The 22,906-nt window shown below is 64.0% G+C and carries 21 protein-coding genes; 8 read left to right on the top strand and 13 right to left on the bottom strand.

Annotated elements, in window-relative coordinates:
• Positions 1 to 4 precede the first annotated feature (4 nt).
• The 6 genes from pheT to thrS form a co-directional block, all read right to left on the bottom strand.
• Positions 5 to 2,446: a phenylalanine--tRNA ligase subunit beta gene (pheT, locus tag RD110_RS08525; protein WP_076198545.1), complete on the bottom strand. Its 2,442-nt coding sequence runs from the start codon at positions 2,444 to 2,446 to the stop codon at positions 5 to 7.
• Positions 2,447 to 2,508: 62 nt separating this feature from the next.
• Positions 2,509 to 3,561, bottom strand: coding sequence for a phenylalanine--tRNA ligase subunit alpha (gene pheS, locus RD110_RS08520; protein WP_076198543.1), 1,053 nt, complete (start codon positions 3,559 to 3,561; stop codon positions 2,509 to 2,511).
• Positions 3,562 to 3,673: 112 nt separating this feature from the next.
• Entirely contained in the window at positions 3,674 to 4,033 is a 360-nt protein-coding gene (gene rplT, locus RD110_RS08515) for a 50S ribosomal protein L20 (protein WP_076198541.1), read from the bottom strand.
• 26 nt (positions 4,034 to 4,059) lie between these two features.
• Positions 4,060 to 4,263 carry a 50S ribosomal protein L35 gene (gene rpmI, locus RD110_RS08510; protein ID WP_076198539.1) on the bottom strand — a complete coding sequence of 68 codons (204 nt, stop codon included), beginning with the start codon at positions 4,261 to 4,263 and terminating at the stop codon, positions 4,060 to 4,062.
• Positions 4,264 to 4,477: 214 nt separating this feature from the next.
• On the bottom strand, positions 4,478 to 5,020 hold the full coding sequence (gene infC / locus RD110_RS08505) for a translation initiation factor IF-3 (protein ID WP_239467270.1): 543 nt from the start codon (positions 5,018 to 5,020) through the stop codon (positions 4,478 to 4,480).
• Between the two features lie 150 nt (positions 5,021 to 5,170).
• Entirely contained in the window at positions 5,171 to 7,078 is a 1,908-nt protein-coding gene (gene thrS, locus RD110_RS08500) for a threonine--tRNA ligase (RefSeq protein WP_076198537.1), read from the bottom strand.
• Positions 7,079 to 7,357: 279 nt separating this feature from the next.
• Here thrS and RD110_RS08495 point away from each other — a divergent pair, with 279 nt between their 5' ends.
• Positions 7,358 to 7,876, top strand: a complete 519-nt coding sequence (locus tag RD110_RS08495; protein ID WP_076198535.1) for a septal ring lytic transglycosylase RlpA family protein — start codon at positions 7,358 to 7,360, stop codon at positions 7,874 to 7,876.
• A gap of 75 nt (positions 7,877 to 7,951) precedes the next feature.
• Here RD110_RS08495 and aceA read toward each other — a convergent pair whose 3' ends face one another.
• The 6 genes from aceA to RD110_RS08465 all read right to left on the bottom strand — a co-directional run bounded on the left by aceA (position 7,952) and on the right by RD110_RS08465 (position 14,247).
• A complete protein-coding gene (gene aceA / locus RD110_RS08490; protein ID WP_076204644.1) occupies positions 7,952 to 9,271 on the bottom strand; it encodes an isocitrate lyase in 1,320 nt (439 codons plus the stop codon).
• Between the two features lie 269 nt (positions 9,272 to 9,540).
• The gene (locus RD110_RS08485; protein ID WP_076198533.1) at positions 9,541 to 10,359 is read right to left on the bottom strand and encodes an ABC transporter permease subunit; all 819 of its coding nucleotides are present in this window, start codon (positions 10,357 to 10,359) and stop codon (positions 9,541 to 9,543) included.
• Positions 10,359 to 11,294, bottom strand: a complete 936-nt coding sequence (locus tag RD110_RS08480) for an ABC transporter permease (protein ID WP_076198531.1) — start codon at positions 11,292 to 11,294, stop codon at positions 10,359 to 10,361. Before RD110_RS08480 ends, RD110_RS08485 begins: the two co-directional genes overlap by 1 nt.
• Positions 11,295 to 11,304: 10 nt before the next feature.
• Positions 11,305 to 12,417: an ABC transporter ATP-binding protein gene (locus tag RD110_RS08475; protein ID WP_076198529.1), complete on the bottom strand. Its 1,113-nt coding sequence runs from the start codon at positions 12,415 to 12,417 to the stop codon at positions 11,305 to 11,307.
• Between the two features lie 109 nt (positions 12,418 to 12,526).
• Entirely contained in the window at positions 12,527 to 13,702 is a 1,176-nt protein-coding gene (locus tag RD110_RS08470) for an extracellular solute-binding protein (protein ID WP_076198527.1), read from the bottom strand.
• 131 nt (positions 13,703 to 13,833) lie between these two features.
• Positions 13,834 to 14,247: a gamma-glutamylcyclotransferase family protein gene (locus RD110_RS08465; protein ID WP_076198525.1), complete on the bottom strand. Its 414-nt coding sequence runs from the start codon at positions 14,245 to 14,247 to the stop codon at positions 13,834 to 13,836.
• A gap of 32 nt (positions 14,248 to 14,279) precedes the next feature.
• Here RD110_RS08465 and RD110_RS08460 point away from each other — a divergent pair, with 32 nt between their 5' ends.
• The 7 genes from RD110_RS08460 to RD110_RS08430 all read left to right on the top strand — a co-directional run bounded on the left by RD110_RS08460 (position 14,280) and on the right by RD110_RS08430 (position 21,941).
• A complete protein-coding gene (locus RD110_RS08460) occupies positions 14,280 to 15,254 on the top strand; it encodes a DMT family transporter (RefSeq protein WP_083686157.1) in 975 nt (324 codons plus the stop codon).
• A gap of 172 nt (positions 15,255 to 15,426) precedes the next feature.
• Positions 15,427 to 15,858 (top strand): SWIB/MDM2 domain-containing protein, encoded by a 432-nt coding sequence (locus RD110_RS08455; protein ID WP_076198523.1) that lies wholly within the window; start codon positions 15,427 to 15,429, stop codon positions 15,856 to 15,858.
• Positions 15,859 to 16,099: 241 nt separating this feature from the next.
• Positions 16,100 to 17,110, top strand: a complete 1,011-nt coding sequence (locus RD110_RS08450) for an ABC transporter permease subunit (protein WP_076198521.1) — start codon at positions 16,100 to 16,102, stop codon at positions 17,108 to 17,110.
• A 2-nt stretch (positions 17,111 to 17,112) separates the two neighbouring features.
• Positions 17,113 to 18,027, top strand: a complete 915-nt coding sequence (locus RD110_RS08445; RefSeq protein ID WP_076198519.1) for an ABC transporter permease subunit — start codon at positions 17,113 to 17,115, stop codon at positions 18,025 to 18,027.
• A 12-nt stretch (positions 18,028 to 18,039) separates the two neighbouring features.
• Positions 18,040 to 19,056, top strand: a complete 1,017-nt coding sequence (locus RD110_RS08440) for an ABC transporter ATP-binding protein (protein ID WP_076198517.1) — start codon at positions 18,040 to 18,042, stop codon at positions 19,054 to 19,056.
• A complete protein-coding gene (locus RD110_RS08435) occupies positions 19,053 to 20,123 on the top strand; it encodes a peptide ABC transporter ATP-binding protein (protein ID WP_275425866.1) in 1,071 nt (356 codons plus the stop codon). Before RD110_RS08440 ends, RD110_RS08435 begins: the two co-directional genes overlap by 4 nt.
• Positions 20,124 to 20,291: 168 nt before the next feature.
• Complete coding sequence (locus tag RD110_RS08430; protein ID WP_083686155.1) at positions 20,292 to 21,941, top strand: ABC transporter substrate-binding protein; 1,650 nt, start codon at positions 20,292 to 20,294, stop codon at positions 21,939 to 21,941.
• Between the two features lie 470 nt (positions 21,942 to 22,411).
• Here the strand turns inward: RD110_RS08430 and RD110_RS08425 are convergent, their stop codons facing one another.
• Positions 22,412 to 22,801 (bottom strand): hypothetical protein, encoded by a 390-nt coding sequence (locus tag RD110_RS08425; protein WP_076198515.1) that lies wholly within the window; start codon positions 22,799 to 22,801, stop codon positions 22,412 to 22,414.
• Between the last annotated feature and the right edge of the window lie 105 nt (positions 22,802 to 22,906).

Raw genomic sequence — 22,906 nt, 5'->3', positions numbered from 1 at the left:
AGGCTCAGGCACGCAGCCGCGCGCCCACGTCCCGGGCGAGCTGGGCGAGCACGGCCTGCACCGAAGACTCGATCTCCGCTTCCGTGAGTGTCGCCTCTTCGCTGTTCAGCGTGAGGCGGACCGCCAGGCTTTTCTCATCGGCCGCGAGCCAGCTCGAGGTGTTGGCCTCGCCGGCCTTGGCCGGTTTGGGCCGGTACACGTCGAACAAGGTAGCCGCGCGCAGCAGGCCTTGCGTCGGCGCGGTGTGGATCGCCGCCATCAACTGGGCATGGCTCACGCGTTCGGCCACGATCACCGCGATGTCGCGCTCCACGGCCTGGTGTTTGCTCACCGTCTTGAATACCGGCACCGCACGTTGCAGCACAGCGTCAAGCTCGAGTTCGAACAACACCGGCGCCTGCGCGAATTCGTAGCCCTGGCGCCATTTCGGATGGAGTTCGCCGACGAAACCGATGCCGCGGCCGTCGAGCAGCACACGGGCCGAGCGGCCAGGATGCATGGCCGGGTGTTCGCCGACCTCGAAGCTCGGCTTGCGTGGCGCGAGCAGCGCTTCGATGTCACCCTTGACGTCGAAGAAGTCCACAGCGGCATCCTTGCGGCCCCACTGCAACCCGTCGTTGCGACCATAGGCCACGCCCGCCACGCGCATGGGCTGGTGGAAGCCGGCGACGGTGGTATCGGTGTTCTGCGCAGTGGCATCGCGCAGAAACACGCGGCCGAGTTCGAAGACGCGCACGCGTTCGGCGCGCCGGTCAAGGTTGAACTTCAAAACCTGTAGCAGGGACCCCAGCAGCGACGAGCGCATCACGCTCATTTGGCTTGCAATTGGGTTCAGCAGCTTGATCGGATCGGGATTGCCGGCGAGCTCGTGCTCCCAGCGCGCTTCGACGAAGCTGAAGTTGATCGTTTCCTGGTAACCCAGGCTGGCCAGCGCGCGGCGCACGGCGAACGGGCTACGCTCGGCCTCGGCGCGGATCTTGGCCGTGATCGGTGCCAGCGGCGGCGTGGTGGGCAACTGGTTGTAGCCCATCAATCGCACGACTTCCTCGATCAGGTCTTCCTCGATGGTGAGGTCGAAGCGGTAGGACGGCGGCTGCACCGTGATGACACCGTCGCCCTGCGTGAGCGGCAGGCCGAGCCGTGTCAAGGCATCGGCACACTGCGCCTGGGTCAGCGGCATGCCGATGACCTTGGCGGCCCGCGCCACGCGCAGGTTCACCGGTTCGGCCTTGGGCAGATGGGCCACCACGTCGTCCATCGGACCGGCCTCACCCCCACAGATGTCGATGATCAGCTGCGTGATGCGCTCCAGGTGCTCGACGGTCTGGCCCGGATCGACGCCGCGCTCGAAGCGGTGACCGGCGTCCGTCGAAAAATTGAAGCGGCGCGAACGCCCGGCAATCGCCTTGGGAAACCAGAACGCGGCTTCGGCATAGATATTTTGCGTGTCGTCGGAGACCGCGGTGGCATCGCCGCCCATGATCCCGGCCAAGGATTCGACCTCGCGGTCATCGGCGATCACCCCGACCTTCTCGTCGACGGTCACGGTGTTGCCGTTCAACAGCTTGAGCTGTTCGCCCGGCTGGCCCCAGCGCACGTCCAGGCCACCGTGGATCTTGTCGAGGTCGAAGATGTGCGAGGGCCGGCCGAGTTCGAACATCACGTAGTTCGAGATGTCGACCAGCGCCGTCACACTGCGCTGGCCGCAACGCGCGAGGCGATCGACCATCCACTGCGGCGTCTTGGCCTTCGGATCGACGCCGCGCACGATGCGGCCAGAGAAACGGCCGCACAGGTCGGGCGCGCTGATCTTCACGGCCAGTTTCTGCGCGTGTTGGGCGGGTACGGCCGGGAAGTCCAGCGTCTTCAGCGGCGCACCGGTGATGGCGGCCAGTTCGCGGGCCACGCCATACACGCTGAGGCAATGCGCCAGGTTCGGCGTGAGCTTGAGCGTGAACAGTGTGTCGTCGAGCGCGAGGTGCTTTCGGATGTCTTCGCCGATCGGCGCATCGGCCGCGAGCTCGAGCAGGCCGCCGTGGTCTTCGGAGAGCTTCAACTCACGCGCCGAGCACAACATGCCCTGGCTCTCGACACCGCGTAGCTTGCCGGTCTTGATGAGGAAGGGCTTGCCATCGTCGCCGGGCGGCAGTTCCGCGCCGACCAGGGCGACCGGCACGCGGATGCCCACGCGCGCATTCGGTGCGCCGCAGACGATGTTGAGCAAGGCCCCGCCCTGCCCCGCGTCCACCTGGCAGACCCGCAGCCGGTCGGCGTTCGGATGCTGCACGGCTTCCTTGATTTCGCCGACCACGATCTTGCTGAACGGCGGCGCCACGGGCTTGAGCTCTTCGACCTCGAGGCCGGCCATGGTCAACGTCTCGGCCAGTTGCTCGGTAGAGAGCGGGGGGTTACAGAATTCTCGGAGCCAGGATTCGGGGAACTGCATGGATGTCTTCTTTGCTCAGGAGCCGGATCAACACACGTTGACCAGCGCTCGGACTTTCTGGATTACTGGAACTGCGACAGGAAACGGATGTCGCCGTCGAAGAACAGGCGCAAGTCGTTCACGCCGTAGCGCAGCATGGTCAGCCGGTCCGGCCCCATGCCGAAGGCGAAGCCGATGTACTTTTCGGGGTCGAGACCCATGTTGCGCACCACGTTCGGATGCACCTGGCCGGAGCCGGCCACCTCCAGCCAGCGGCCGGCCAGCGGGCCGCTCTGGAACTGGATGTCGATCTCGGCGCTGGGCTCGGTGAACGGGAAGAAGCTCGGGCGGAAACGCAGCACCAGGTCGTCCGATTCGAAGAAGGTGCGGCAGAAATCGGTGAACACGACCTTCAGGTCCTTGAAGGACACGTTCTCGCCGATCCACAGGCCTTCGCACTGGTGGAACATCGGCGAATGCGTGGCATCGCTGTCGACGCGGTAGGTGCGGCCCGGGGCGATCACGCGGATCTCGGGCATGGCCTTGCCGGCATCGATGGTGGCGCGGTGTTTTTTCACGTGCTGCACCGCGTGGCGGATCTGCATCGGGCTGGTGTGGGTGCGCAGCAGGTTCGGGGCGGTGTCGGTGCCACCCTCGACGTAGAACGTGTCGTGCATCGAACGCGCAGGGTGGTCTTCCGGCGTGTTGAGCGCGGTGAAGTTGAACCAGTCGGTTTCGATCTCGGGGCCTTGCGCGACCTCGAAGCCCATCGAGCCGAAGATGGCCTCGATGCGTTCGAGCGTCAGCGACACCGGATGCAGGCCGCCCTGCCCGCGCTGGCGACCGGGCAGCGTCACGTCGAGCGCCTCGGCCTTGAGTTGGAGTTCGAGTTCTGCATCGGCCAGGGCCTGGCGGCGCGCGGTGAGCGCGGCTTCGATCGCCTGCTTGGCAAGGTTGATGGCGGCGCCGCGCGACTTCTTCTCCTCGACGCTCAGCGACCCCATCCCCTTCATCAGCTCGGTGATGCGGCCCGATTTACCCAGGTACAAGGCCTTCGCGTTTTCCAGATCGGCGGGGGTCGCGGCTTGCGCGAAACTGGCCTGGGCCGCCTGGGCGATGGCATCCAACTCGTTCATACAAAATCTCTTAGGAAGGACGGAAACGACAAAGGGCTAGTGCTTTTTAAAGCCCTAGCCCTTGTATTATTTGCACAGAACGCTATTCAAAGAATAGCGTCCGACGTGAAAATCAAGCAGCCAGCTTGGCCTTGACTTGCTCCACGATGCTGGCAAAAGCCGCCTTGTCATGCACAGCGATATCGGACAGCATCTTGCGGTCGATTTCGATGGCAGCCTTCTTCAGGCCGTTGGCGAACTGGCTGTAGGTCAAGCCGTTTTCACGCGCGGCGGCGTTGATACGGGCGATCCACAACTGACGGAAAACGCGCTTCTTGGTACGGCGATCGCGGTAGGCATATTGCCCAGCCTTCATCACCGCTTCTTTGGCGACGCGATAGACATTACCGCGGCGGCCGCGGAAACCCTTGGCAAGGGCGAGAACTTTTTTGTGGCGGGCGCGAGCCGTTACACCACGTTTGACGCGAGGCATGTGTTTACTCCTTGTTCGTCGTTAAATCAAATGCCACGGCCGGGCATCATCTGCGCCACGTGACCCATATTGGTCTCGTGCACAGCGACAGCACCACGCAATTGGCGTTTATTTTTGGTGGTCTTCTTGGTCAAGATGTGACGTTTGAAGGCTTGACCGCGCTTGACGGTGCCACCTGGACGGACGCGGAAGCGCTTTTTGGCGCTGCTCTTGGTCTTCATTTTGGGCATGTGAATGCTCCTTTTCGTTGTGCTCGTGAGGCGCTGGAAACCGATCCCAGACTTGATGGCCCCGAGCCACTTATGTGGCGAGTTTTAATTCACCACTTATTGGCGCTTTTTAGTTCGCCAGTTTTTAGACGATGCCGGAGCATCGCCTCGGACAGGACTTACGTCCTCACCGCGGCATTCAGCAGCTTGCGCCGCCGAACACCGAATCCTTCCATCAGGCCGCCGGCTGGGCCGGTGCCGCCGCATCCGCGGTGGCTGGCTTGGCCGCTGGCGCCGGCTTCTTCTTGCCCGGCGCGATCATCATGATCATCTGACGGCCTTCGAGCTTGGGAAACTGCTCGACCACGATCAGATCCTGCAGGTCATTCCGGATGCGCTGCAACAGCGCCATGCCGATTTCCTGGTGGGTGATTTCCCGGCCGCGAAAGCGCAAGGTGATCTTGCACTTGTCGCCTTCGGCCAGGAATCGCCGAATGTTGCGCATCTTGATGTTGTAGTCGCCATCGTCGGTACCGGGACGGAATTTGACTTCCTTGATTTCGATGACCGTCTGCTTGGCTTTCGCGTCGGCCGCCTTCTTCTGCTCCTGGTACTTGAACTTGCCGTAATCCATCAGGCGACAGACCGGCGGATTCGCCGTGGCAACGATCTCAACCAGGTCAACGTCATACTCACCGGCCATGCGCAAGGCATCCATCAGGCTGACGATGCCCAAAGGCTCGTTCTCGGGGCCGGAAAGTCGAACTTCCGGCGCCATGATTTCACGGTTCAGGCGGTGTTTGCGTTCTTCACGGTGACGGCGGTCACGAAATTCAGTAGCGATGGCTTTATCCTTCAATCAAAATGCTATAAATTAAATAGCTAACACCGCAAGCAGCGCGCACGCTAAAGCTCGGTTTCATTAAAACTAGACTTTAGAAGCAATGTCGCTGGCAATTCTTGACTGGAAGTCTTGGAGCGGCATGACACCGAGGTCAATATTGCCTCGGGCGCGCACTGCGACGGCACCGGCTTCCTTCTCTTTCTCGCCTACGACGAGAATAAAAGGGAGCTTTTGCATCGAATGCTCGCGTATTTTACGCGTAATCTTCTCATTGCGCAGATCGAGCGTGACCCTAAGCCCTTGATCCGTCAGCGTTTTGGCAATTTCGCGACAGTAGGCGTCCTGCGAATCGGTGATGTTGAGGATGGAAACCTGCACCGGCGCAAGCCAGGTCGGCAGCGCACCGGCGTGTTCCTCGATCAGGATACCGATGAAACGTTCCAGGCTGCCGACGATGGCGCGGTGCAACATCACGGGGCGATGACGCGCGCCGTCTTCACCCACGTATTCGGCGTCGAGCCGCTCGGGCATCGAGAAATCGACCTGCATCGTGCCGCACTGCCATTGCCGGCCGATCGCGTCCTTCAAGGTGTATTCGATCTTCGGGCCATAGAACGCGCCGTCGCCGGGGGCGATCTCGAACTCCACGCCCGAGGCGCGCAGGCTTTCCATCAGCGCGTGTTCGGCCTTGTCCCACACCGCGTCGGAGCCGATGCGTTTTTCGGGGCGCGTCGCCACCTTGTAGATGATGTTCTTGAAGCCGAAGTCGGTGTAGACCTTCTGCAGCAGCGTGGTGTAGTTCACGCACTCTTCCAGGATCTGGTCCTCGGTGCAGAAGATGTGGCCGTCGTCCTGCGTGAAGCCGCGCACACGCATGATGCCGTGCAGGCCGCCCGAAGGCTCGTTGCGGTGGCATTGGCCGAATTCGCCGTAGCGCAGCGGGAGGTCGCGGTAACTCTTGATGCCCTGCTTGAAGATCAGGATGTGGCCCGGGCAGTTCATCGGCTTGAGGGCGTATTCGCGCTTCTCCGATTCCGTCACGAACATGTTCTCGCGGTACTTGTCCCAGTGCCCCGTCTTCTCCCACAGCGTCTTGTCGATGATCTGCGGGCCCTTGACTTCCTGGTAGCCGTTGTCGCGGTAGACCTGGCGCATGTACTGCTCCACGCCCTGCCACACCGTCCAGCCCTTGGGATGCCAGAACACCAAGCCCGGTGCATGGTCGTCGATGTGGAACAGGTCGAGTTCGCGGCCGAGGCGGCGGTGGTCGCGCTTTTCTGCCTCTTCCAGCATCGTCAGGTACTGCTGCAACTCGTCCTTCGTGGCCCAGGCCGTGCCGTAGACCCGTTGCAGCATCTCGTTGTTGTGGTCGCCACGCCAATACGCGCCGGCCAGCTTCATGAGCTTGAAGAATTTCAGCTTGCCCGTGCTCGGCACGTGCGGGCCGCGGCATAGATCTTCGAATTGACCTTCGCGGTACAGCGACACGTCCTCGTTCGCCGGGATGCTGGCGATGATCTCGGCCTTGTAGTGTTCGCCGATGCTCTTGAAGTACGCCACGGCTTCGTCGCGTGGCAGGACGCGGCGCGTCACCGGCTCGTCACGGGCGGCGAGCTCGGCCATCTTCTTCTCGATGGCCGTCAGGTCTTCGGGCGTGAAGGGCCTCTTGTACGAGAAGTCATAGTAGAAGCCGTTCTCGATCACGGGGCCGATTGTGACCTGCGCGTCGGGAAACAGCTCCTTCACCGCATAGGCCAGCAAGTGGGCCGTGGAGTGGCGGATCACGTCCAGCCCGTCGGCGTCCTTCGCCGTGATGATCGACAGCGGGCTGTTCGCCGTGATCTGGTAGCTGGTGTCGACCACTTTCCCGTCGATCTTGCCGGCCAGCGCGGCCTTGGCCAGGCCGGTGCCAATCGAGGCCGCCACTTCGGCCACCGTCACCGGGCCGGGGAATTCACGTTGGGAACCATCGGGAAGCGTAATCTGGATCATGATTTTGATTTTCGAAGAGACAAGAAAAAAGCGCGGACCGGATGCCGCGCTTTTTCGAATTTGATAGCTGAACACGCCCTAGGCGCGCGGACTACGGCCTTGGTCGTTGTGAAAACTTCGACGGTGTAGTTCGCGGTGTCATAACCTGGTGTGCCTTTCTCGCTCTTATCTGTGGGTTGAAAACAGACCCGGATTTTAACCCGATGGCGAGCTTGACCGAGCGGCCGGGGTTACGCGTTGTTGCAGGGCCGCGGCGCCAGAACGTTTAGGATGCGCCCCATGACCGTGGTCCGTCCCCTGCCCTCCCAGCTGTTTGCCGCCGCGCTTGCGTTGCTGCTTGCCAGCGGCACGGCATCGGTGCAGGCCGCTGACGCGGAACTCGCTGCGTCCATCAACGTCGAGAAGACCACAGACACCACGGCCGATGCGACCAAGGACGAATTGCCAGCCTTGGCCGCGGCCGAAAACATCGTCAAGGACGCCGAAACCGGCATCGCCAGCTGGTACGGCAACACCTTCCACCGCAAGCGCACCGCATCCGGCGAAGCATTCGACGCCAGTGCACTCACGGCCGCCCACCCCACCCTGCCGTTCGGCACCTGGGTGCAGGTGACACTCCTCAGCACCGGCCGCAGCGTCGTCGTGCGCATCACCGACCGCGGACCGCACATCGCCAACCGGCTGATCGACATCAGCCGCGCGGCAGCGGCAAAGATCGGCCTGGTGCAACGCGGCGCCGGCAAGGTGGTCATCGAGCCGATCGCCGCACCGGCTGGCGACCCGCCCAAGATCCGCTGAACGAAAAAAGCCCGGGGCGTAAACCTCGGGCTTGAAGTGTCGGCGAGCAAGGTCGCCGACAGGGCTCTCGGCAGTTCAGTGGAACTGTTCTTCTTCGGTCGAGCCCGTCAGCGCCGTCACGCTGGACTTGCCGCCCTGGATCACCGTCGTCACTTCGTCAAAATAACCCGTGCCGACTTCCTGCTGGTGCGAAACGAAGCTGTAGCCGCGGTCACGCGCCGCGAATTCGGGTTCCTGCACCTTGTCGACATAGGCCGACATGCCGCGCGCCACGTAGTCCTGCGCCAGATCGAACATGTGGAACCACATGTTGTGGATGCCGGCCAGCGTGATGAACTGGTACTTGTAGCCCATGGCGCCGAGTTCCTTCTGGAACTTGGCAATGGTGGCGTCGTCCAGGTTCTTCTTCCAGTTGAACGACGGCGAGCAGTTGTAGGCCAGCATCTTGCCCGGATGAACCTTGTGCACGGCATCGGCGAACTTCTTGGCGAAGGCCAGATCGGGCGTGCCGGTTTCGCACCACACCAGGTCGGCGTAGTGGGCATAGGCAATGGCGCGCGAGATGGCCTGGTCGATGCCCTTCTTCGTCTTGTAGAAACCTTCGGCCGTGCGTTCGCCGGTGATGAAAGGCTTGTCGTTCTCGTCGTAGTCGCTGGTCAGCAGGTCGGCGGCTTCGGCATCGGTGCGGGCGATCACCAGAGTCGGCACGCCGTAGACGTCGGCGGCCATGCGCGCGGCGATCAGCTTCTGCACGGCCTCGGCCGTCGGCACCAGCACCTTGCCGCCCATGTGGCCGCATTTCTTCACCGAAGCCAACTGGTCCTCGAAGTGCACGCCACCGGCGCCGGCGCGGATCATGGCCTTCATCAGCTCGAAGGCGTTGAGCACGCCGCCGAAACCGGCTTCGGCATCGGCCACGATCGGTGCGTGGTAGTCGATGTAGCCTTCGTCGCCGGGATTCATGCCCTTGGACCATTGGATTTCATCGGCACGGGTGAAGGTGTTGTTGATGCGCTCGACCACTTTGGGCACCGAGTCCACCGGATACAGCGACTGGTCGGGGTACATGGCGGCATAGCCGTTGTTGTCGGCGGCGACCTGCCAGCCGGAAAGGTAGATGGCCTTGATGCCGGCCTTGACCTGCTGCATGGCCTGGCCGCCGGTGAGCGCGCCGAGGCAGTTCACATACGGCTCGTTGTTCACCAGGTTCCACAGCTTCTCGGCACCGCGGCGCGCCAACGTGTGCTCGACCGGGAAGGAGCCGCGCAGCCGCACGACGTCGGCGGCGCTGTAGCCGCGCTTGATGCCTTTCCAGCGGGGGTTGGTGGCCCAGTCCTTTTCGAGGGCGGCGACCTGCTGTTCGCGGCTGAGCTGTTCGGTGATCGATTGGGGCATGACGGTACTCCTGAGGTGGTTGAAAGGGATCGGCTCGGGCATCGGCATTTCTGCTTCAGCTTCTGGGCCGGTGAGTAAATTCTAGTCTTCTATAAGAGTTGATTTGCATCTTATGTCTTATATAAGACAAATATTTATTCGTTTAAATTCAATCACTTACGGTCATAATTCCTCGATGTGAAAAGACAATTCTCATATTGAGAAAAATCTTGCAGTGCAGCATTTTGACTTTCCACATCGTGGAAAGAAAATCGACTGGATGAAATGGTTTAAACCGCCCGCTTCTGGCGGCGCAGCACCGTGAGGCTGTAGGCCAGGATGCCCAGGCTCACGGTGGCGATCAACAGGGCCGCAGCCGCATAGATCGAGGGATTCACGCCGCGGCGGGCGTAACTGAAGATCACCTGCGGCAGCGTGGTCACGCCCGGGCCGGAGAGGAACTCGGAAATCACCACGTCGTCGAAGGACAGCGTGAACGACAACAGCCAGGCCGCCACCAGCGACGGCGCGATGTTGGGCAGCGTCACCAGGAAGAACACCTCCGCCGGCCGGCAGCCCAGGTCCATCGCGGCCTCTTCGATGGAGCGGTCCATCTCGCGCAGGCGCGACTGGATGACCACCGTGGCATAGGCCATGCCGAGCAACGTGTGGCCGAGCACGATGGTCAACATGCCGCGCTCGGGCCAGCCGAGCACACGCTGTACCGCCACCATCAGCAGCAACAGCGACAGGCCGATGATCACCTCGGGCATCACCAGCGGCGCATTCACCATGCCAGAGAACAGCGTGCGCCCGCGAAAACGCAGATAGCGCACCAGCACGAAGGCCGAGAAGGTGCCCAGCACCACCGACAGCGTGCCGGTGATCAGCGCCACCTTCAGCGACAGGAAGAAACCCTCGACCAGGCGCGAGTCGTCCACCAGCGCCTGGTACCAGCGCAGGGAAAAACCGGTGAACACGCCGTCCTGCCGTGTGCTGTTGAAGGAGAAGACCACCAGGAACACCAGCGGCGCGTACAGGAACAGATACACCGCGGCCATCCAGAACCGGCCGAGACGGCGCTCCAGGAAACGGGTCAGGCTTTTCATCACGTCTGCGCCCCTGCGTCGGCCTTGGCACTGTAGTGGTGATGAACGGCCAGCGGCACCAATATCAGCAGGATCAGCACGATGGCCAGCGCCGCGGCCCGGGGCCAGTTGTTGCTGCTGAACATCTCGTCCCACACGACGCGGCCGATCAGGATGTTTTCGGCGCCGCCAAGCAACGAGGGAATCACGAATTCGCCGAGCGCCGGGATGAACACCAGCATCGAGCCCGAGATGATGCCGGCCTTGCTCAGCGGCACGGTGACGAGCCAGAAAGCCTTCCACGGGCTCGCGCCCAGGTCGTATGCGGCCTCGAGCAGGCGCAGGTCCATCTTCACCAGCGTGGCGTACAGCGGAAGGATCATGAACGGGCAATACACATAGGTCATGCCGACCAGCATGGAGAAGTCGGTGTAGAGCATCTGAACCGGCTCCTGCACCAGGCCGGTGGCCAGCAGCAGCTGGTTGACGATGCCCTGGTCGGCCAGGATCCCCTTCCAGGCGTAGACGCGCAGCAACAACGAAGTCCAGAACGGCAGCATCACCAGCATGAGCAGCGCCGGCCGTACGCCGGGCCGCGCGCGGGCCATGAAATAGGCGAAGGGATAACCGATCAGGAGGCACAGCACCGTGGTCCAGAACGCGTAGCGCAGCGAGGTGCGGAAGGCGTCCATGTAGATGGTGTCGCCGAACGCGTTGCCTCCGGCCGCGTCGACGAACAGCGAACCGTAGTTGCCGATCTTCATGATCACGTGCCAGCTGCCGTCGATTACGGCGAACAGCGGCGCGAACGGGTCCACGCCTCCGCCCATGTCGGTCACGCTGATGCGCAACAGGATCAGGAACGGCACCAGGAAGAACAGAACCAGCCAGAGCATCGGCAGGCCGATGACGAAGCGCCGTCCCGGGCGCCACTGGATGCGGGCGGAAGTTTTCATGCGGCGCTTTCTACTGCGTCAGCACCACCGGTGCCGCCCCGTCCCACCAGAAGTAGACGGCATCGCCCCAGGTGATGTCGCCGCCCTCGCCGCCTTCGCGCGTGGCATTGGTGTTGGTGACCTTGACGCGGTGGCCGTTGGCCATGTCGATCACATAGGTGCTGTAGCTGCCGAGGTAGGCGATCTCGCGCACCGTGCCGGTGAACAGGTTGCGCGTCACACCCGCGGGCCGCGCCTTGGCGATGTGGATCTTTTCGGGCCGCACCGCCACAGACAGCGCCATGCCCACCGCGCCGGTGATGCCGTGGCCCACGTGCAAGACGCCCTCGGCCGTCGTCACCTCGCAGCGATCGGCCTCGTCCACGCTGAGCCGGCCATCGAACAGGTTGATGTTGCCGATGAAGTCCGCGACGAAGCGGCAGTTCGGGTATTCGTAGATTTCCTTGGGCGTGCCGACCTGCAGCACCTGGCCTTTGCTCATCACCGCGATGCGCGAGGCCATGGTCATGGCTTCCTCCTGGTCGTGGGTCACCATTACGCAGGTGACGCCGACCGACTCGATGATGTTCACCAACTCGAACTGCGTGCGTTCGCGCAGCTTCTTGTCCAGAGCGCCCAGCGGCTCGTCGAGCAGCAGCAACTGTGGCTTCTTGGCCAGGCTGCGTGCCAGCGCCACGCGTTGCTGCTGGCCGCCCGAGAGCTGGTGCGGCTTGCGGCGCGCGAAGTCGGCCAGTTGCACCAGGTTCAGCATCTCGTCGACCCGTTCATTCAACTGGGCACGGGCCATGCCCTCGCGCTTGAGGCCGAAAGCGATGTTGTCCCACACGCTCAGGTGGGGGAACAGCGCATACGACTGGAACATCATGTTGATCGGCCGCTCGTACGGCGGCAGGGCGGCGATGTCCACGCCGTTGAGGATCACCCGTCCCGAGGTCGGCGTCTCGAAGCCGGCCAGCATGCGCAGCAAGGTCGATTTGCCGCAGCCGGAGCTGCCGAGCAGGGCGAAGATTTCGCCGCGCTTGACCGAAATCGACACATGGTCGACGGCCACCACGTCGTCGAAACGTTTGACGATGCGCTCCGTGCGCAGGAAACCATCGTCGGGCAGATCGGAAGCCGTCATCGAAAAAAGATCCTGGAATTCATTTCACACATGAAAAAGCTGCGCCAACACGGGGCTGGCGCAGCTTGATGAGGCATCGGCCACGGGGCACAGGGCCGAACGGCAGGTACTACTTGCCCTTCTTGAATTGCGTGTAGACGTTGCTCATCGACTCGCGCGCTTCGTTGGTGAAGCTGGCCGGCGACACCATCTTCTTCATGTTGTCCGCGTCGACGAACACCGTCTTGTCGGCGGCGATCTCCGGCGTCACGTTGGCCAGGCTGGCCTTGTTGGCGGTGGGGTAGCTGAGTTCATTGGTCAGCGAGGCCGAGACTTCGGGCTTGAGGAAGTAGTTGATGAAGGCCATCGCGTTGTTCGGATGTTTCGCGTCCTTCGGAATCGCCAGGTTGTCCATGAAGATCAAGCCGCCGGACTCGGGCAGCAGCACCTGGATGTCGTTGCCGTTCTTGTTCTCGATGGCGCGCGCCTTGGCGATGTTCATGTCGCCGGCCCAGCCGAGCGCCACGCAGGCCTTGCCGCCGGCCAGGTCGTCGATCATGGTGCTCGAGAACAGGCGGATGTGCGGACGCACCTTGGCCAGCATCTCGCCAGCGGCCTTGTGGTCGGCCGGGTCGTTCGAATAGGCGTTCTTGCCGAGGTAGTGCATGGCCGGCGGAATCACCTCGGTGGGCGAATCCAGGTAGGCGATGCCGCAGGACTTGAGCTTGGCGGTGTAGGTCGGGTTGAACACCAGGTCCCAGGCGTTGGCCGGCATGGGCGTGGAGCCCAGGGCCTTGGCGACCTTGGCCTTGTTGATGCCCACCGTGGTGTAGCTCCAGGCCCATGGCACGACGTATTCGTTGCCGGGGTCGACCGTGGTCAGCTTGGACATCAAATCGGGGTCGAGGTTGCCGTAGTTCGGGATCTTGCTCTTGTCGAGCTTGGCCAGCAGGCCGCCGTCGATCTGGCCCTTGACGAACACGGCGCCTGGCACAACGAGGTCGTAGCCGCTGTTGCCGGCGACGAGCTTGGCCTGCAGCGCTTCGTTGTTCTCGAAGGTCTGGTAGTTGACCTTGATGCCGGTCTCCTTCTCGAAGTTGGCGACCATGTCCTTGGCGATGTAGTCGGGCCACTGGTAGATGTTGAGCACCTTCTCCTCAGCGGGCTCGGGTGCCGGCGCCGGGGCGGCGGCCACCGGGGCCGAGGCCGGTGCGGGCGCGGCGGCGGGAGCCGGCGCCTCTTCCTTCTTTCCGCAGGCGGCCAGGGTCATGGCGGACAGAGCGAAAACCCAGAGATACTTCTTCATAAAGCCGACTACTCCTTCAAAATGACAGTCGAGTGATGCAGATGGACCGGTGAAATGCCGCAAGACACGTGCCTGCTTCAAGCCGGCGCCGGGCGGATTCAGCGGGGCATTGTAAGAAGAGTTGGGGCCTCTCACCCATCTTTATTGGCGATCCAGTCACCGCTGGCAATCACCGGTTTCCCGTCGGCATGCGCCGGGCTGATTTCGTAGACGAGGCACGCGAGCTGGCGCGGCCCGACCTGCACGGCCAGTTCGCGCTTGAGGTATTCGCCCGTGGGCTCGGGCAGGATCATCTCGATCTCGTCGAGGAGGCGCTCCACCTCGGGCGCGATCGCATAGACCTCGCCCTGGACCGTGCCGCCGGCCTGCAGGCGCACGCCGGGGTATGCGCCCAGATGGTGCATCACGCCCTCGATCTGCGCAGTGCCGACGAAGGCGGGTGCGGGCGCCAGCCGGTTGATGTCGTTGGCGCCACCACGGCGCAAGGTGCCATAGACGAACACATGGCGGGCGCTGCGGGCCAGGGAATCCGGGGTTTGGGGCATGATCGGTGGCTGTTTTTTCCCATTCGAGAGCCATGAGTCTAGTGAATCCCGCGGAGGCGGCGGCCAACACGGCCGCGGCTCCGGCCTTGCCCAGCCGCGGCATGGCCTATGGCTGCCTGGCGCTGGGCATGGCGTTGACGGGCAGCTACGTCGCCCTGTCCAAGCCGCTTGCGGCCGCCCTGCCGGTGTTCCTGCTGGCCTGGCTGCGCTTCGGCATCGCGGCCGTCGCCATGCTGCCTTGGCTCAGGCGCGGCCCGGCCGAGCCACGGATGACGGGCCAGGTCAAGCGCCTGGTGTTCCTGGAATCCTTCTTCGGCAACTTCCTGTTCACCATCTGCATGGTCAGCGGCGTGCGCATGACCAGCGCGGTCTCCGCCGGCGTGATCATGGCCTCGATACCGGCCGTGGTGGCCCTGATGAGCTGGGCCTTCCTGCGCGAACGCATCAGCCTGCGCATCGGCGCGGCCATCGCCTGCGGGGCGCTGGGCATCGGCTTGCTGGCCCTTTCGAGATCGGAACCTGCTGCGCATGGCGGCGTCGCCGACTCGCCCGGCGCGCGCGACGAGATGCTCGGCAACCTGCTGGTGCTGGGCTCGGTGTTCTGCGAAGCCGTCTACGCGGTGATCGGCAAGAAACTCACCGGCAGCCTCGCGCCCAAGCGCATCAGCGCACTCATCAACCTCTGGGGCCTGGCGCTGATGACGCCGATGGGCCTGTACCTCGCGCTGTCCTTCGATTTCCCGGCCGTGCATCCAGGCATCTGGCTGCTGCTGGTGTTCTATGCCCTTGCGGCCAGCATGTGGACGGTATGGCTGTGGATGACCGGCCTGCGCACCGTGCCCGCGGCCCAGGCCGGCGTCTTCATGGTGCTGCTGCCGATTTCGGCGGCGCTGGTCGGGGTGTTCGTGCTCGGCGAAAGCTTTGGCGGCATGCAGCTCCTGGCCTTCGGCATCGCCCTCCTGGGCGTACTGTTGGCGACCTTGCCGCAGCGCACGAAGTCACTGTAGGACGCCCGATCGCACAAAGCGTTGCTTTCAGAGGGAAAACAGGGTCGCTCCAGAGTGAAAAAAACCCATTTCCCCTTGGAAAGGGGTTTTTTCTCCAGTAGCATCGCGCTTGCCGGTGGAGAAGCAGTTTTTCGCTGGTGATTAGTCAACTCCAACAAGGACACATTCAATCATGGCAACTGCAAAAAAGACCGCGGCGAAAGCCGCTCCCGCCAAGAAAGCTGCACCCGCAAAAAAAGCAGCTCCGGCGACCAAAGTAGCTGCGAAGGCAGCTGCTCCCGCGAAGAAGGCCGCGCCCGCCAAGAAGGCGGCTCCGGCCAAGAAGGCCGCCGCCAAGAAGGCCCCTGCCGCCAAGCGCACCGTCAACGCCGCCTTCATGAAGGCCCTCACGCCCAGCCCCGCTCTGGGCGCTGTGGTCGGCGCCACGCCGCTGCCCCGCACCGAAGTGGTCAGCAAGCTGTGGGTCTACATCAAGAAGAACAAGCTGCAGGACGCGGTCAACAAGCGCCTGATCAATGCCGACGCCAAGCTGAAGGAAGTCTTCGGCAAGGCCCAGGTGTCGATGTTCGAAATGGCCGGCCTCATCGGCAAGCACCTGAAGTAAACCCGGCATCCTCCGGAGTTCGAAAGGCCGCAGCGATGCGGCCTTTTTCTTTGGTGGAGCAGCTCGATGCTGTACATACAGGCACGCTTCCTGCATTGTCCGCCAGCATGCCTCCATGCACCAATCCAGTCGCATTGCAATACGGGTTTCTCGGGAGCCGCGGCCCCGCCCGGCGCGCCCATCCAGGCGCAAACGCTTGCTAGACTGATCCGGTAAATACTTTAGTTCTGAACAACATCCCATGCTGCGCTTCCTGTTGACGCGCCTGAGCCTGATCATTCCCACGTTCCTGGGCATGACGCTGCTGGCGTTTTTCCTGATCCGGCTCGTGCCCGGCGATCCGATCGAAACCATGGCCGGCGAGCGCGGCATCGACCCTGCGCGGCATGCCGCGCTGCTGGTGGAGTACGGCCTCGACAAACCCGTGCTCGTGCAATACGGCATCTATATCGGCCGCGTGCTGCAGGGTGACCTCGGCAAGTCGCTGATCACCCAGGAGCCAGTGCTGCGCGAATTCGCCGCGCTGTTCCCGGCCACCATCGAGCTGGCCATCTGCGCCATCCTGTTCGCGCTGATCGTCGGCATACCGGCCGGCATCCTGGCGGCGGTGAAGCGCAATTCCCTGCTCGACCACGGCGTGATGGGGGTCTCGCTCACCGGGTACTCGATGCCAATCTTCTGGTGGGGCCTGCTGCTGATCCTGCTTTTCTCGGTCCAGCTCGGCTGGACGCCGGTGTCGGGCCGCATCGATGTGAAGTACTTCATCGAGCCCACCACCGGCTTCCTGCTGATCGACTCGCTGCTGTCGGACGACAAGGGCGCGTTCTGGTCGGCGCTCTCGCACCTGGCGCTGCCGACCATCGTGCTCGGCACCAATCCGCTGGCCGTGATCGCGCGCATGACGCGTTCGGCCATGCTCGAAGTGCTGGGCGAGGACTACATCCGCACGGCGCGCGCCAAGGGCCTGTCGCAGCTGCGCGTGGTGGCCCTGCACGGCCTGCGCAACGCGCTGATCCCGGTGGTCACCGTCATCGGCCTGCAGGTCGGCGTGTTGTTCACCGGCGCCATCCTGACCGAGACCATCTTCTCCTGGCCCGGCGTGGGCAAGTGGCTCATCGAAGCCATCAGCCGGCGCGACTATCCCGTGCTGCAAGGCGGCATGCTGCTGCTGGGCACGGTAGTGATGGCGGTCAACCTGCTGGTCGACCTGACCTACGGCATCATCAATCCGCGCATCCGGCATCAGCACTGAACATGAGTACCGCAACCGTTTCCACCAAGCCCGCGATGCCCGCGACGGCCCCGGCCCCCCCTCATCCGCTGCGCGAGTTCTGGAACTACTTCAGCGCCAACAACGGCGCGGTGGCCGGCCTGGCCATCGTCGTTCTGGTGCTGCTCGTCGCGCTGCTCGCGCCCTGGATCGCGCCCTATGCGCCGAACCAGACCGACACCAGCGTCTTCCTCAAGCCGCCGTTCTGGCAGCAGGGCGGCAGCACCGCCCACCTGCTCGGCACCGACGCCATCGGCCGCGACATCCTCTCGCGGCTGATGCATGGCGCCCGGCTGTCGCTGGTGATCGGCGTGGCCGTAGTCGCCATCTCGGTCGTCGTCGGCACCGTGCTGGGCCTGCTCACCGGCTTCTTCCGCGGCATCTTCGAGATCGCGGTGATGCGGCTCATGGACATCATCCTCACGCTGCCCAGCCTCTTGCTGGCCATCGTCATCGTGGCCATCCTCGGCCCGGGGCTGATGAACGCCATGCTGGCCGTGGCGGTGGTGGTGCTGCCGCATTACGTGCGCATCACGCGCGCCGCGGTGATCGCCGAAGTGTCGCGCGACTACGTGACCGCCGCGCGCATGAACGGCGCGAGCCGCATCCGCCTGATGTTCAGCGAGATCCTGCCCAACTGCACCGCGCCGCTGATCGTGCAGGCCTCGCTCGGCGTGTCCACCGCCATCCTGGACGCGGCCGCACTCGGCTTCCTCGGCTTGGGCGCGCAGCCGCCATCGCCAGAATGGGGCACCATGCTCGCCGATGCGCGGGAGTTCGTGCTGCGCGCGTGGTGGGTCGTCACCTTCCCCGGCCTGGCCATCCTGATCACGGTGCTGGCCTTCAACCTGCTCGGCGACGGTCTGCGCGACGCGTTCGATCCCAAACTAAAACGATAAGGAGCGCACACGATGGCTCTGCTTGAAATAGAAAACCTCAGCGTCGAATTCCCCTCGCAAAACAGCGTCATGCACGCCGTCGACGGCGTGAGCCTCTCTCTCGACGAGGGCGAGGTGCTCGGCATCGTCGGCGAATCCGGCTCGGGCAAGAGCGTCACGATGATGGCGCTGATGGGCCTGGTGGCCTTTCCCGGCCGAGTGCGTGCCGACAAGCTGCGCTTTGCCGGCCACGACCTGCTGAGCCTGTCGCCGCGCGAGCGCAGCAAGCTCACCGGCAAGGACGTGGCCATGATCTTCCAGGACCCGACCACCAGCCTCAACCCCTGCTTCACCGTCGGCTTCCAGTTGAAGGAAACCCTGCGCCTGCACCTCGGCCTGGACAAGAAGGCCGCGCACCGCCGCGCCATCGAACTGCTCGAGCAGGTGGGCATTCCCTCGCCCGAGAGCCGGCTTTCGGTGTACCCGCACCAGATGTCGGGCGGGATGAACCAGCGCGTGATGATCGCCATGGCCATCGCCTGCAACCCGCGCCTGCTGATCGCCGACGAGCCCACCACCGCGCTCGATGTGACCATCCAGGCGCAGATCCTCGACCTCCTTCGCAGCCTGCAGAAGGAGCGCGGCATGGCCCTGGTGCTCATCACCCACAACATGGGCGTCGTGTCCGAGATGGCGCAGCGCGTGGCCGTGATGTACGCCGGCCAGATCATGGAAGAACGCAGCGCCGCCGACCTGTTCGCCGCGCCGCAGCATCCCTATACCGAAGCCCTGCTCTCCGCCCTGCCCGACCGCAGCGAAGACGGCGCGCGCCTGGCCACGATTCCGGGCATGGTGCCTGGCCTGTACGACCGGCCCAAGGGCTGCCTTTTCGCGCCGCGCTGCAGCTACGCCACCGAACATTCGCGCAACGAGCGGCCACTGCTGCGCGCCTGGAAGGATGGCATGGTGCGTTGCCACTATCCGCTGGGTGATCCGTCGCGCGATGCGAAGCGGATGCAGGACCAACCGGTGGCCGAGGTGTCGGCATGATCGCGGCTCCAGCCATGGCGCCCACGCCTGTCGCCATGTCCACGCCAGGTCCGGTCGTCGAGGCCCGCGACCTGCGCCAGGTCTACCAGATCAAGCGCGGCATGTTCCGCCCCGCGGACCGGTTGCAGGCCGTGGGCGGCGTTTCGTTCACCGTTCAGGCCGGCAAGACGCTGGCCGTGGTCGGCGAATCCGGCTGCGGCAAATCGACGCTGGCGCGCATGGTCTCGCTGATCGAGACGCCCACCGCCGGCAGCCTGCGCATCAACGGCGTGGATGCGGTCAAGGCCGATGGCGAAGCACGCCACAAGCTGCGCAGGACGGTGCAGATGGTGTTCCAGAACCCCTACGGTTCGCTGAACCCGCGCAAGAAAATCGGCCAGATCCTGGAAGCGCCGCTCGAGATCAACGCGCCGTTTTCCGCCGAGGAGCGCGCCAGCCGCGCGCGCGACATGCTGGCCCGGGTCGGCCTGAGGCCCGAGCACTACGAGCGTTATCCGCACATGTTCTCCGGCGGCCAGCGCCAGCGCATCGCCATCGCGCGCGCGCTGATGCTGAATCCCTCGCTGGTGGTGGCCGACGAGCCGGTGTCCGCGCTCGACGTATCGATCCAGGCCCAGGTGCTGAACCTGCTGGCCGACCTGCAGCAGGAGTTCGGCCTGGCCTACCTGTTCATCTCGCACGACCTCGGCGTGGTGCGCCACATCGCGCACGACGTGCTGGTGATGTACCTCGGCCACGTGATGGAACAAGGCGAGAAGAAGACCATCTTCGCCCAGCCGCTGCATCCGTACACGCAGGCGCTGCTGGCCTCGACGCCTGGCATCGGCGCATCGGCCAACGTGCGCCAGCGCATCGTGCTGCAGGGCGAGCTGCCGTCGCCGCTGAACCCGCCCGCGGGCTGCGTGTTCTCCACGCGCTGCCCCTACGTCACCGAGCGTTGCCGCGCCGAGCGGCCCGCGCTGCGCCCGTTGACGGGCCGTCTGGTCGCCTGCCACGAGGCCGAACGCATCGCCGAAGGCACGGCACCGCTGGCTTACGGCAAGCCGGCACTGGCCGTCGCCGCCTGAGCGTTGGCCCCGTTGCGTCGCCGTGTTTGGTTTCCTATCATCGTGTGCCGAGGTGCAGCGCCAACCAGCGCCACGCCACGGCATGTTGTCCAGGCGGATGCAAACATCCCGAGCATCCGCCATCCAGCCCGCTGCATCGCAGCCCTCCAACCGAAGGAAGTCGTCAAGATGAACCAGTTTTCCAACCAAGCCGCCACCGCGCCCAAGAAGCTGCGGCCGCTGCAACGCGCGCTGCTGGCGACGGCCGTGGCCCTGCCGGCCCTGCTGGCCTTGACGCCCGTTTCGGCCAAGACACTCGTGTATTGCGCCGAAGGCAGCCCCGAGAATTTCTACCCCGGCGTGAACACCACCGGCACCTCGTTCGACGCCAACGAACCCATCTATGACCGCCTGGTCGGCTTCGAGCGCGGCACCACCAAGACCGTACCCGGCCTGGCCGAGAAATGGGACATCTCCCCTGACGGCCTGGTCTACACCTTCCACCTGCGCAAGGGCGTGAAGTGGCACCAGCACCGCGCGTTCAAGCCGAGCCGCGACTTCAATGCCGACGACGTGATCTTCGCCTTCACGCGCCAGTGGCAGGACACAGACCCTTACTACAAGGTCACCAGCCCCAACCACAGCTACTTCAACGACATGGGAATGCCCAAACTGCTGAAGGCGGTGGACAAGGTGGACGACTACACCGTCAAGATCACATTGAACCAGCCCGAGGCCCCGTTCCTGGCCAACCTGGCCATGCCCTATGCCGCGATCCAGTCCAAGGAATACGCCGTGGCCATGCTCAAGGCCGGCACGCCCGAAAAGCTCGACCAGGAACCCATCGGCACCGGCCCGTTCTACCTGGTGCAGTACCAGAAGGACGCGATCCTGCGCTACAAGGCTTTCGCACCGTACTGGGGTGGCAAGGCCAAGATCGACGACCTGGTCTACTCGATCACGCCGGACGCGTCGGTGCGCTGGGCCAAGGTGCAAAAGGGTGAGTGCCACGTCATGCCCTATCCGAACCCGGCCGACCTGGACGCGATCCGCAAGGACCCGAACGTCACCGTGCTCGAGCAGCCCGGCCTGAACGTCGGCTACCTGGCCTACAACACGCAGAAGAAGCCGTTCGACGACGTGCGTGTGCGCAAGGCCATCAACATGGCCATCAACAAGAAGGCCATCATCGACGCGGTGTACCTCAGCACCGGCGTGGCCGCCACCAACCCGATCCCGCCGACCATGTGGTCCTACAACAAGGCGGTGAAGGACGATGCGTACGATCCGGCAGCCGCCAAGAAGCTGCTGGCCGAAGCGGGCCTGCCCAACGGCTTCACCACCGACCTGTGGGCCATGCCCGTGCAGCGCCCCTACAACCCGAACGCCAAGCGCATCGCCGAACTGATGCAGGCCGACCTCGCCGCCATCGGCGTGAAGGCCGAGATCAAGAGCTTCGAATGGGGCGAATACCGCAAGCGCATGCAGGCCGGCGAACACCAGATGGGCATGCTCGGCTGGACCGGCGACAACGGCGATCCGGACAACTTCCTCTACACCCTGCTGGGCTGCGCCTCGGCGCAAAGCGCCAGCGGCAGCAACGTCGCCAAGTTCTGCTACAAGCCGTTCGAAGACTTGGTGCTGAAGGCCAAGACGGTGAGCAGCCAGAAGGAACGTACCGCCCTTTACGAGAAGGCCCAGGTCGTGTTCAAGGAACAGGCGCCATGGTTCACCATCGCCCACGCGGTGCAGCTGAAGCCCGTGCGCAAGGAAGTCATCGACTTCAAGCTGAGCCCGTTCGGGCGGCACGTGTTCTATGGGGTGGACATCAAGGAATAAGCGAATCAGCGCCAGCGCGATGAGGGGCGTTGCGCCCCTTCATCGCCTGCATGCAAGGGCCAGTCGATCCGGCCCTTTTTTGTGGGTGGCGCGCTACGCCAGTTCAAGTGCTTCGCGCAGCAGGTTCACCCTTGGGTTTTCCATGTCGGCACGGTAGATGAGCCCCACCGGGCCGGACGGAACCCCCGCATGAAACAGTCTTCGATCACCCGCCGCGCCATGGCGTCGCGCGCCGGCATCACCCATGGCTCGAGAGAGAGCTGACGCCAGCTGACATGGGGCCGGCCCGCCAGCCGATGTCCTCTCGGTGCGCCGAGGCGCGATGCTGGTGGAAGGTGGAGGGTCGGGTCCTGGATGCGGAACGCCCGGCCCTCGTCGCCGAATGGCTCATCCAGGTGCGTTTCTGACGACGACTGCCGGCCCGGTGCCGCCGACGTCAACCGACGCACACGCACCCGTGCCGAACGCCTTCAACGCACCTGGGCCTGCTCCGCGATCAGCTTGCCGATCTTCGAATCGCTGCCCACGGGCTCGACCAGCAGCACCTGCTGACGGTTCAGCATCATGCGGTCGGGGCCGTGCGCCTCGCCGCCGCGCTTGATCAGCACGTTCGCGACTTCCTTGTTTTCCGGGTTCTGCCGCGACTGGATGTAGAAGACGTCGCGCAGCACGGTGTAGTTGCCGTCCAGGCGATCGATGCGGCCGAAGAAAACCTGCCCATTCGTGAGCGCGACCGCGTGGTAAGGCGCCGACAGTTCGGGCGATGCCTGGCTGCGCAGGCCCTGGTAGGCGATGACGCACAAGGCCGCGGCGATGACGATGGCGGCCAGCGTAGCGAGCCATCCGACGAGTTTTTGCATGAGAGGAAGCGGTGGGGACGTGAAAACCGCGGCCGCAGCCGTGCGGACGAGGCAACCGACAAGGCTAGCGGTTCAGCATGACAACCACATGTCACCGGCCATGGC

The sequence above is a fragment of the Rhodoferax koreense genome, assembly GCF_001955695.1.
GTDB classification, from domain to species: Bacteria; Pseudomonadota; Gammaproteobacteria; order Burkholderiales; family Burkholderiaceae_C; genus Rhodoferax_B; species Rhodoferax_B koreensis.
This window is presented reverse-complemented; position numbering and strand designations above follow the sequence as displayed.

Coding starts and splice junctions, on each gene's coding strand:
- RD110_RS08465 (WP_076198525.1), bottom strand. CDS start 14,247: ATGCCCCAAACCCCGGATTCCCTGGCCCGCAGCGCCCGCCATGTGTTC.
- RD110_RS08440 (WP_076198517.1), top strand. CDS start 18,040: ATGGCTCTGCTTGAAATAGAAAACCTCAGCGTCGAATTCCCCTCGCAA.
- RD110_RS08455 (WP_076198523.1), top strand. CDS start 15,427: ATGGCAACTGCAAAAAAGACCGCGGCGAAAGCCGCTCCCGCCAAGAAA.
- rpmI (WP_076198539.1), bottom strand. CDS start 4,263: ATGCCCAAAATGAAGACCAAGAGCAGCGCCAAAAAGCGCTTCCGCGTC.
- pheS (WP_076198543.1), bottom strand. CDS start 3,561: ATGAACGAGTTGGATGCCATCGCCCAGGCGGCCCAGGCCAGTTTCGCG.
- infC (WP_239467270.1), bottom strand. CDS start 5,020: ATGGCGCCGGAAGTTCGACTTTCCGGCCCCGAGAACGAGCCTTTGGGC.
- thrS (WP_076198537.1), bottom strand. CDS start 7,078: ATGATCCAGATTACGCTTCCCGATGGTTCCCAACGTGAATTCCCCGGC.
- RD110_RS08495 (WP_076198535.1), top strand. CDS start 7,358: ATGACCGTGGTCCGTCCCCTGCCCTCCCAGCTGTTTGCCGCCGCGCTT.
- RD110_RS08470 (WP_076198527.1), bottom strand. CDS start 13,702: ATGAAGAAGTATCTCTGGGTTTTCGCTCTGTCCGCCATGACCCTGGCC.
- RD110_RS08475 (WP_076198529.1), bottom strand. CDS start 12,417: ATGACGGCTTCCGATCTGCCCGACGATGGTTTCCTGCGCACGGAGCGC.
- RD110_RS08430 (WP_083686155.1), top strand. CDS start 20,292: ATGAACCAGTTTTCCAACCAAGCCGCCACCGCGCCCAAGAAGCTGCGG.
- RD110_RS08460 (WP_083686157.1), top strand. CDS start 14,280: ATGAGTCTAGTGAATCCCGCGGAGGCGGCGGCCAACACGGCCGCGGCT.
- rplT (WP_076198541.1), bottom strand. CDS start 4,033: ATGCCTCGCGTCAAACGTGGTGTAACGGCTCGCGCCCGCCACAAAAAA.
- RD110_RS08425 (WP_076198515.1), bottom strand. CDS start 22,801: ATGCAAAAACTCGTCGGATGGCTCGCTACGCTGGCCGCCATCGTCATC.
- RD110_RS08445 (WP_076198519.1), top strand. CDS start 17,113: ATGAGTACCGCAACCGTTTCCACCAAGCCCGCGATGCCCGCGACGGCC.
- pheT (WP_076198545.1), bottom strand. CDS start 2,446: ATGCAGTTCCCCGAATCCTGGCTCCGAGAATTCTGTAACCCCCCGCTC.
- aceA (WP_076204644.1), bottom strand. CDS start 9,271: ATGCCCCAATCGATCACCGAACAGCTCAGCCGCGAACAGCAGGTCGCC.
- RD110_RS08450 (WP_076198521.1), top strand. CDS start 16,100: ATGCTGCGCTTCCTGTTGACGCGCCTGAGCCTGATCATTCCCACGTTC.
- RD110_RS08480 (WP_076198531.1), bottom strand. CDS start 11,294: ATGAAAACTTCCGCCCGCATCCAGTGGCGCCCGGGACGGCGCTTCGTC.
- RD110_RS08435 (WP_275425866.1), top strand. CDS start 19,053: ATGATCGCGGCTCCAGCCATGGCGCCCACGCCTGTCGCCATGTCCACG.
- RD110_RS08485 (WP_076198533.1), bottom strand. CDS start 10,359: ATGAAAAGCCTGACCCGTTTCCTGGAGCGCCGTCTCGGCCGGTTCTGG.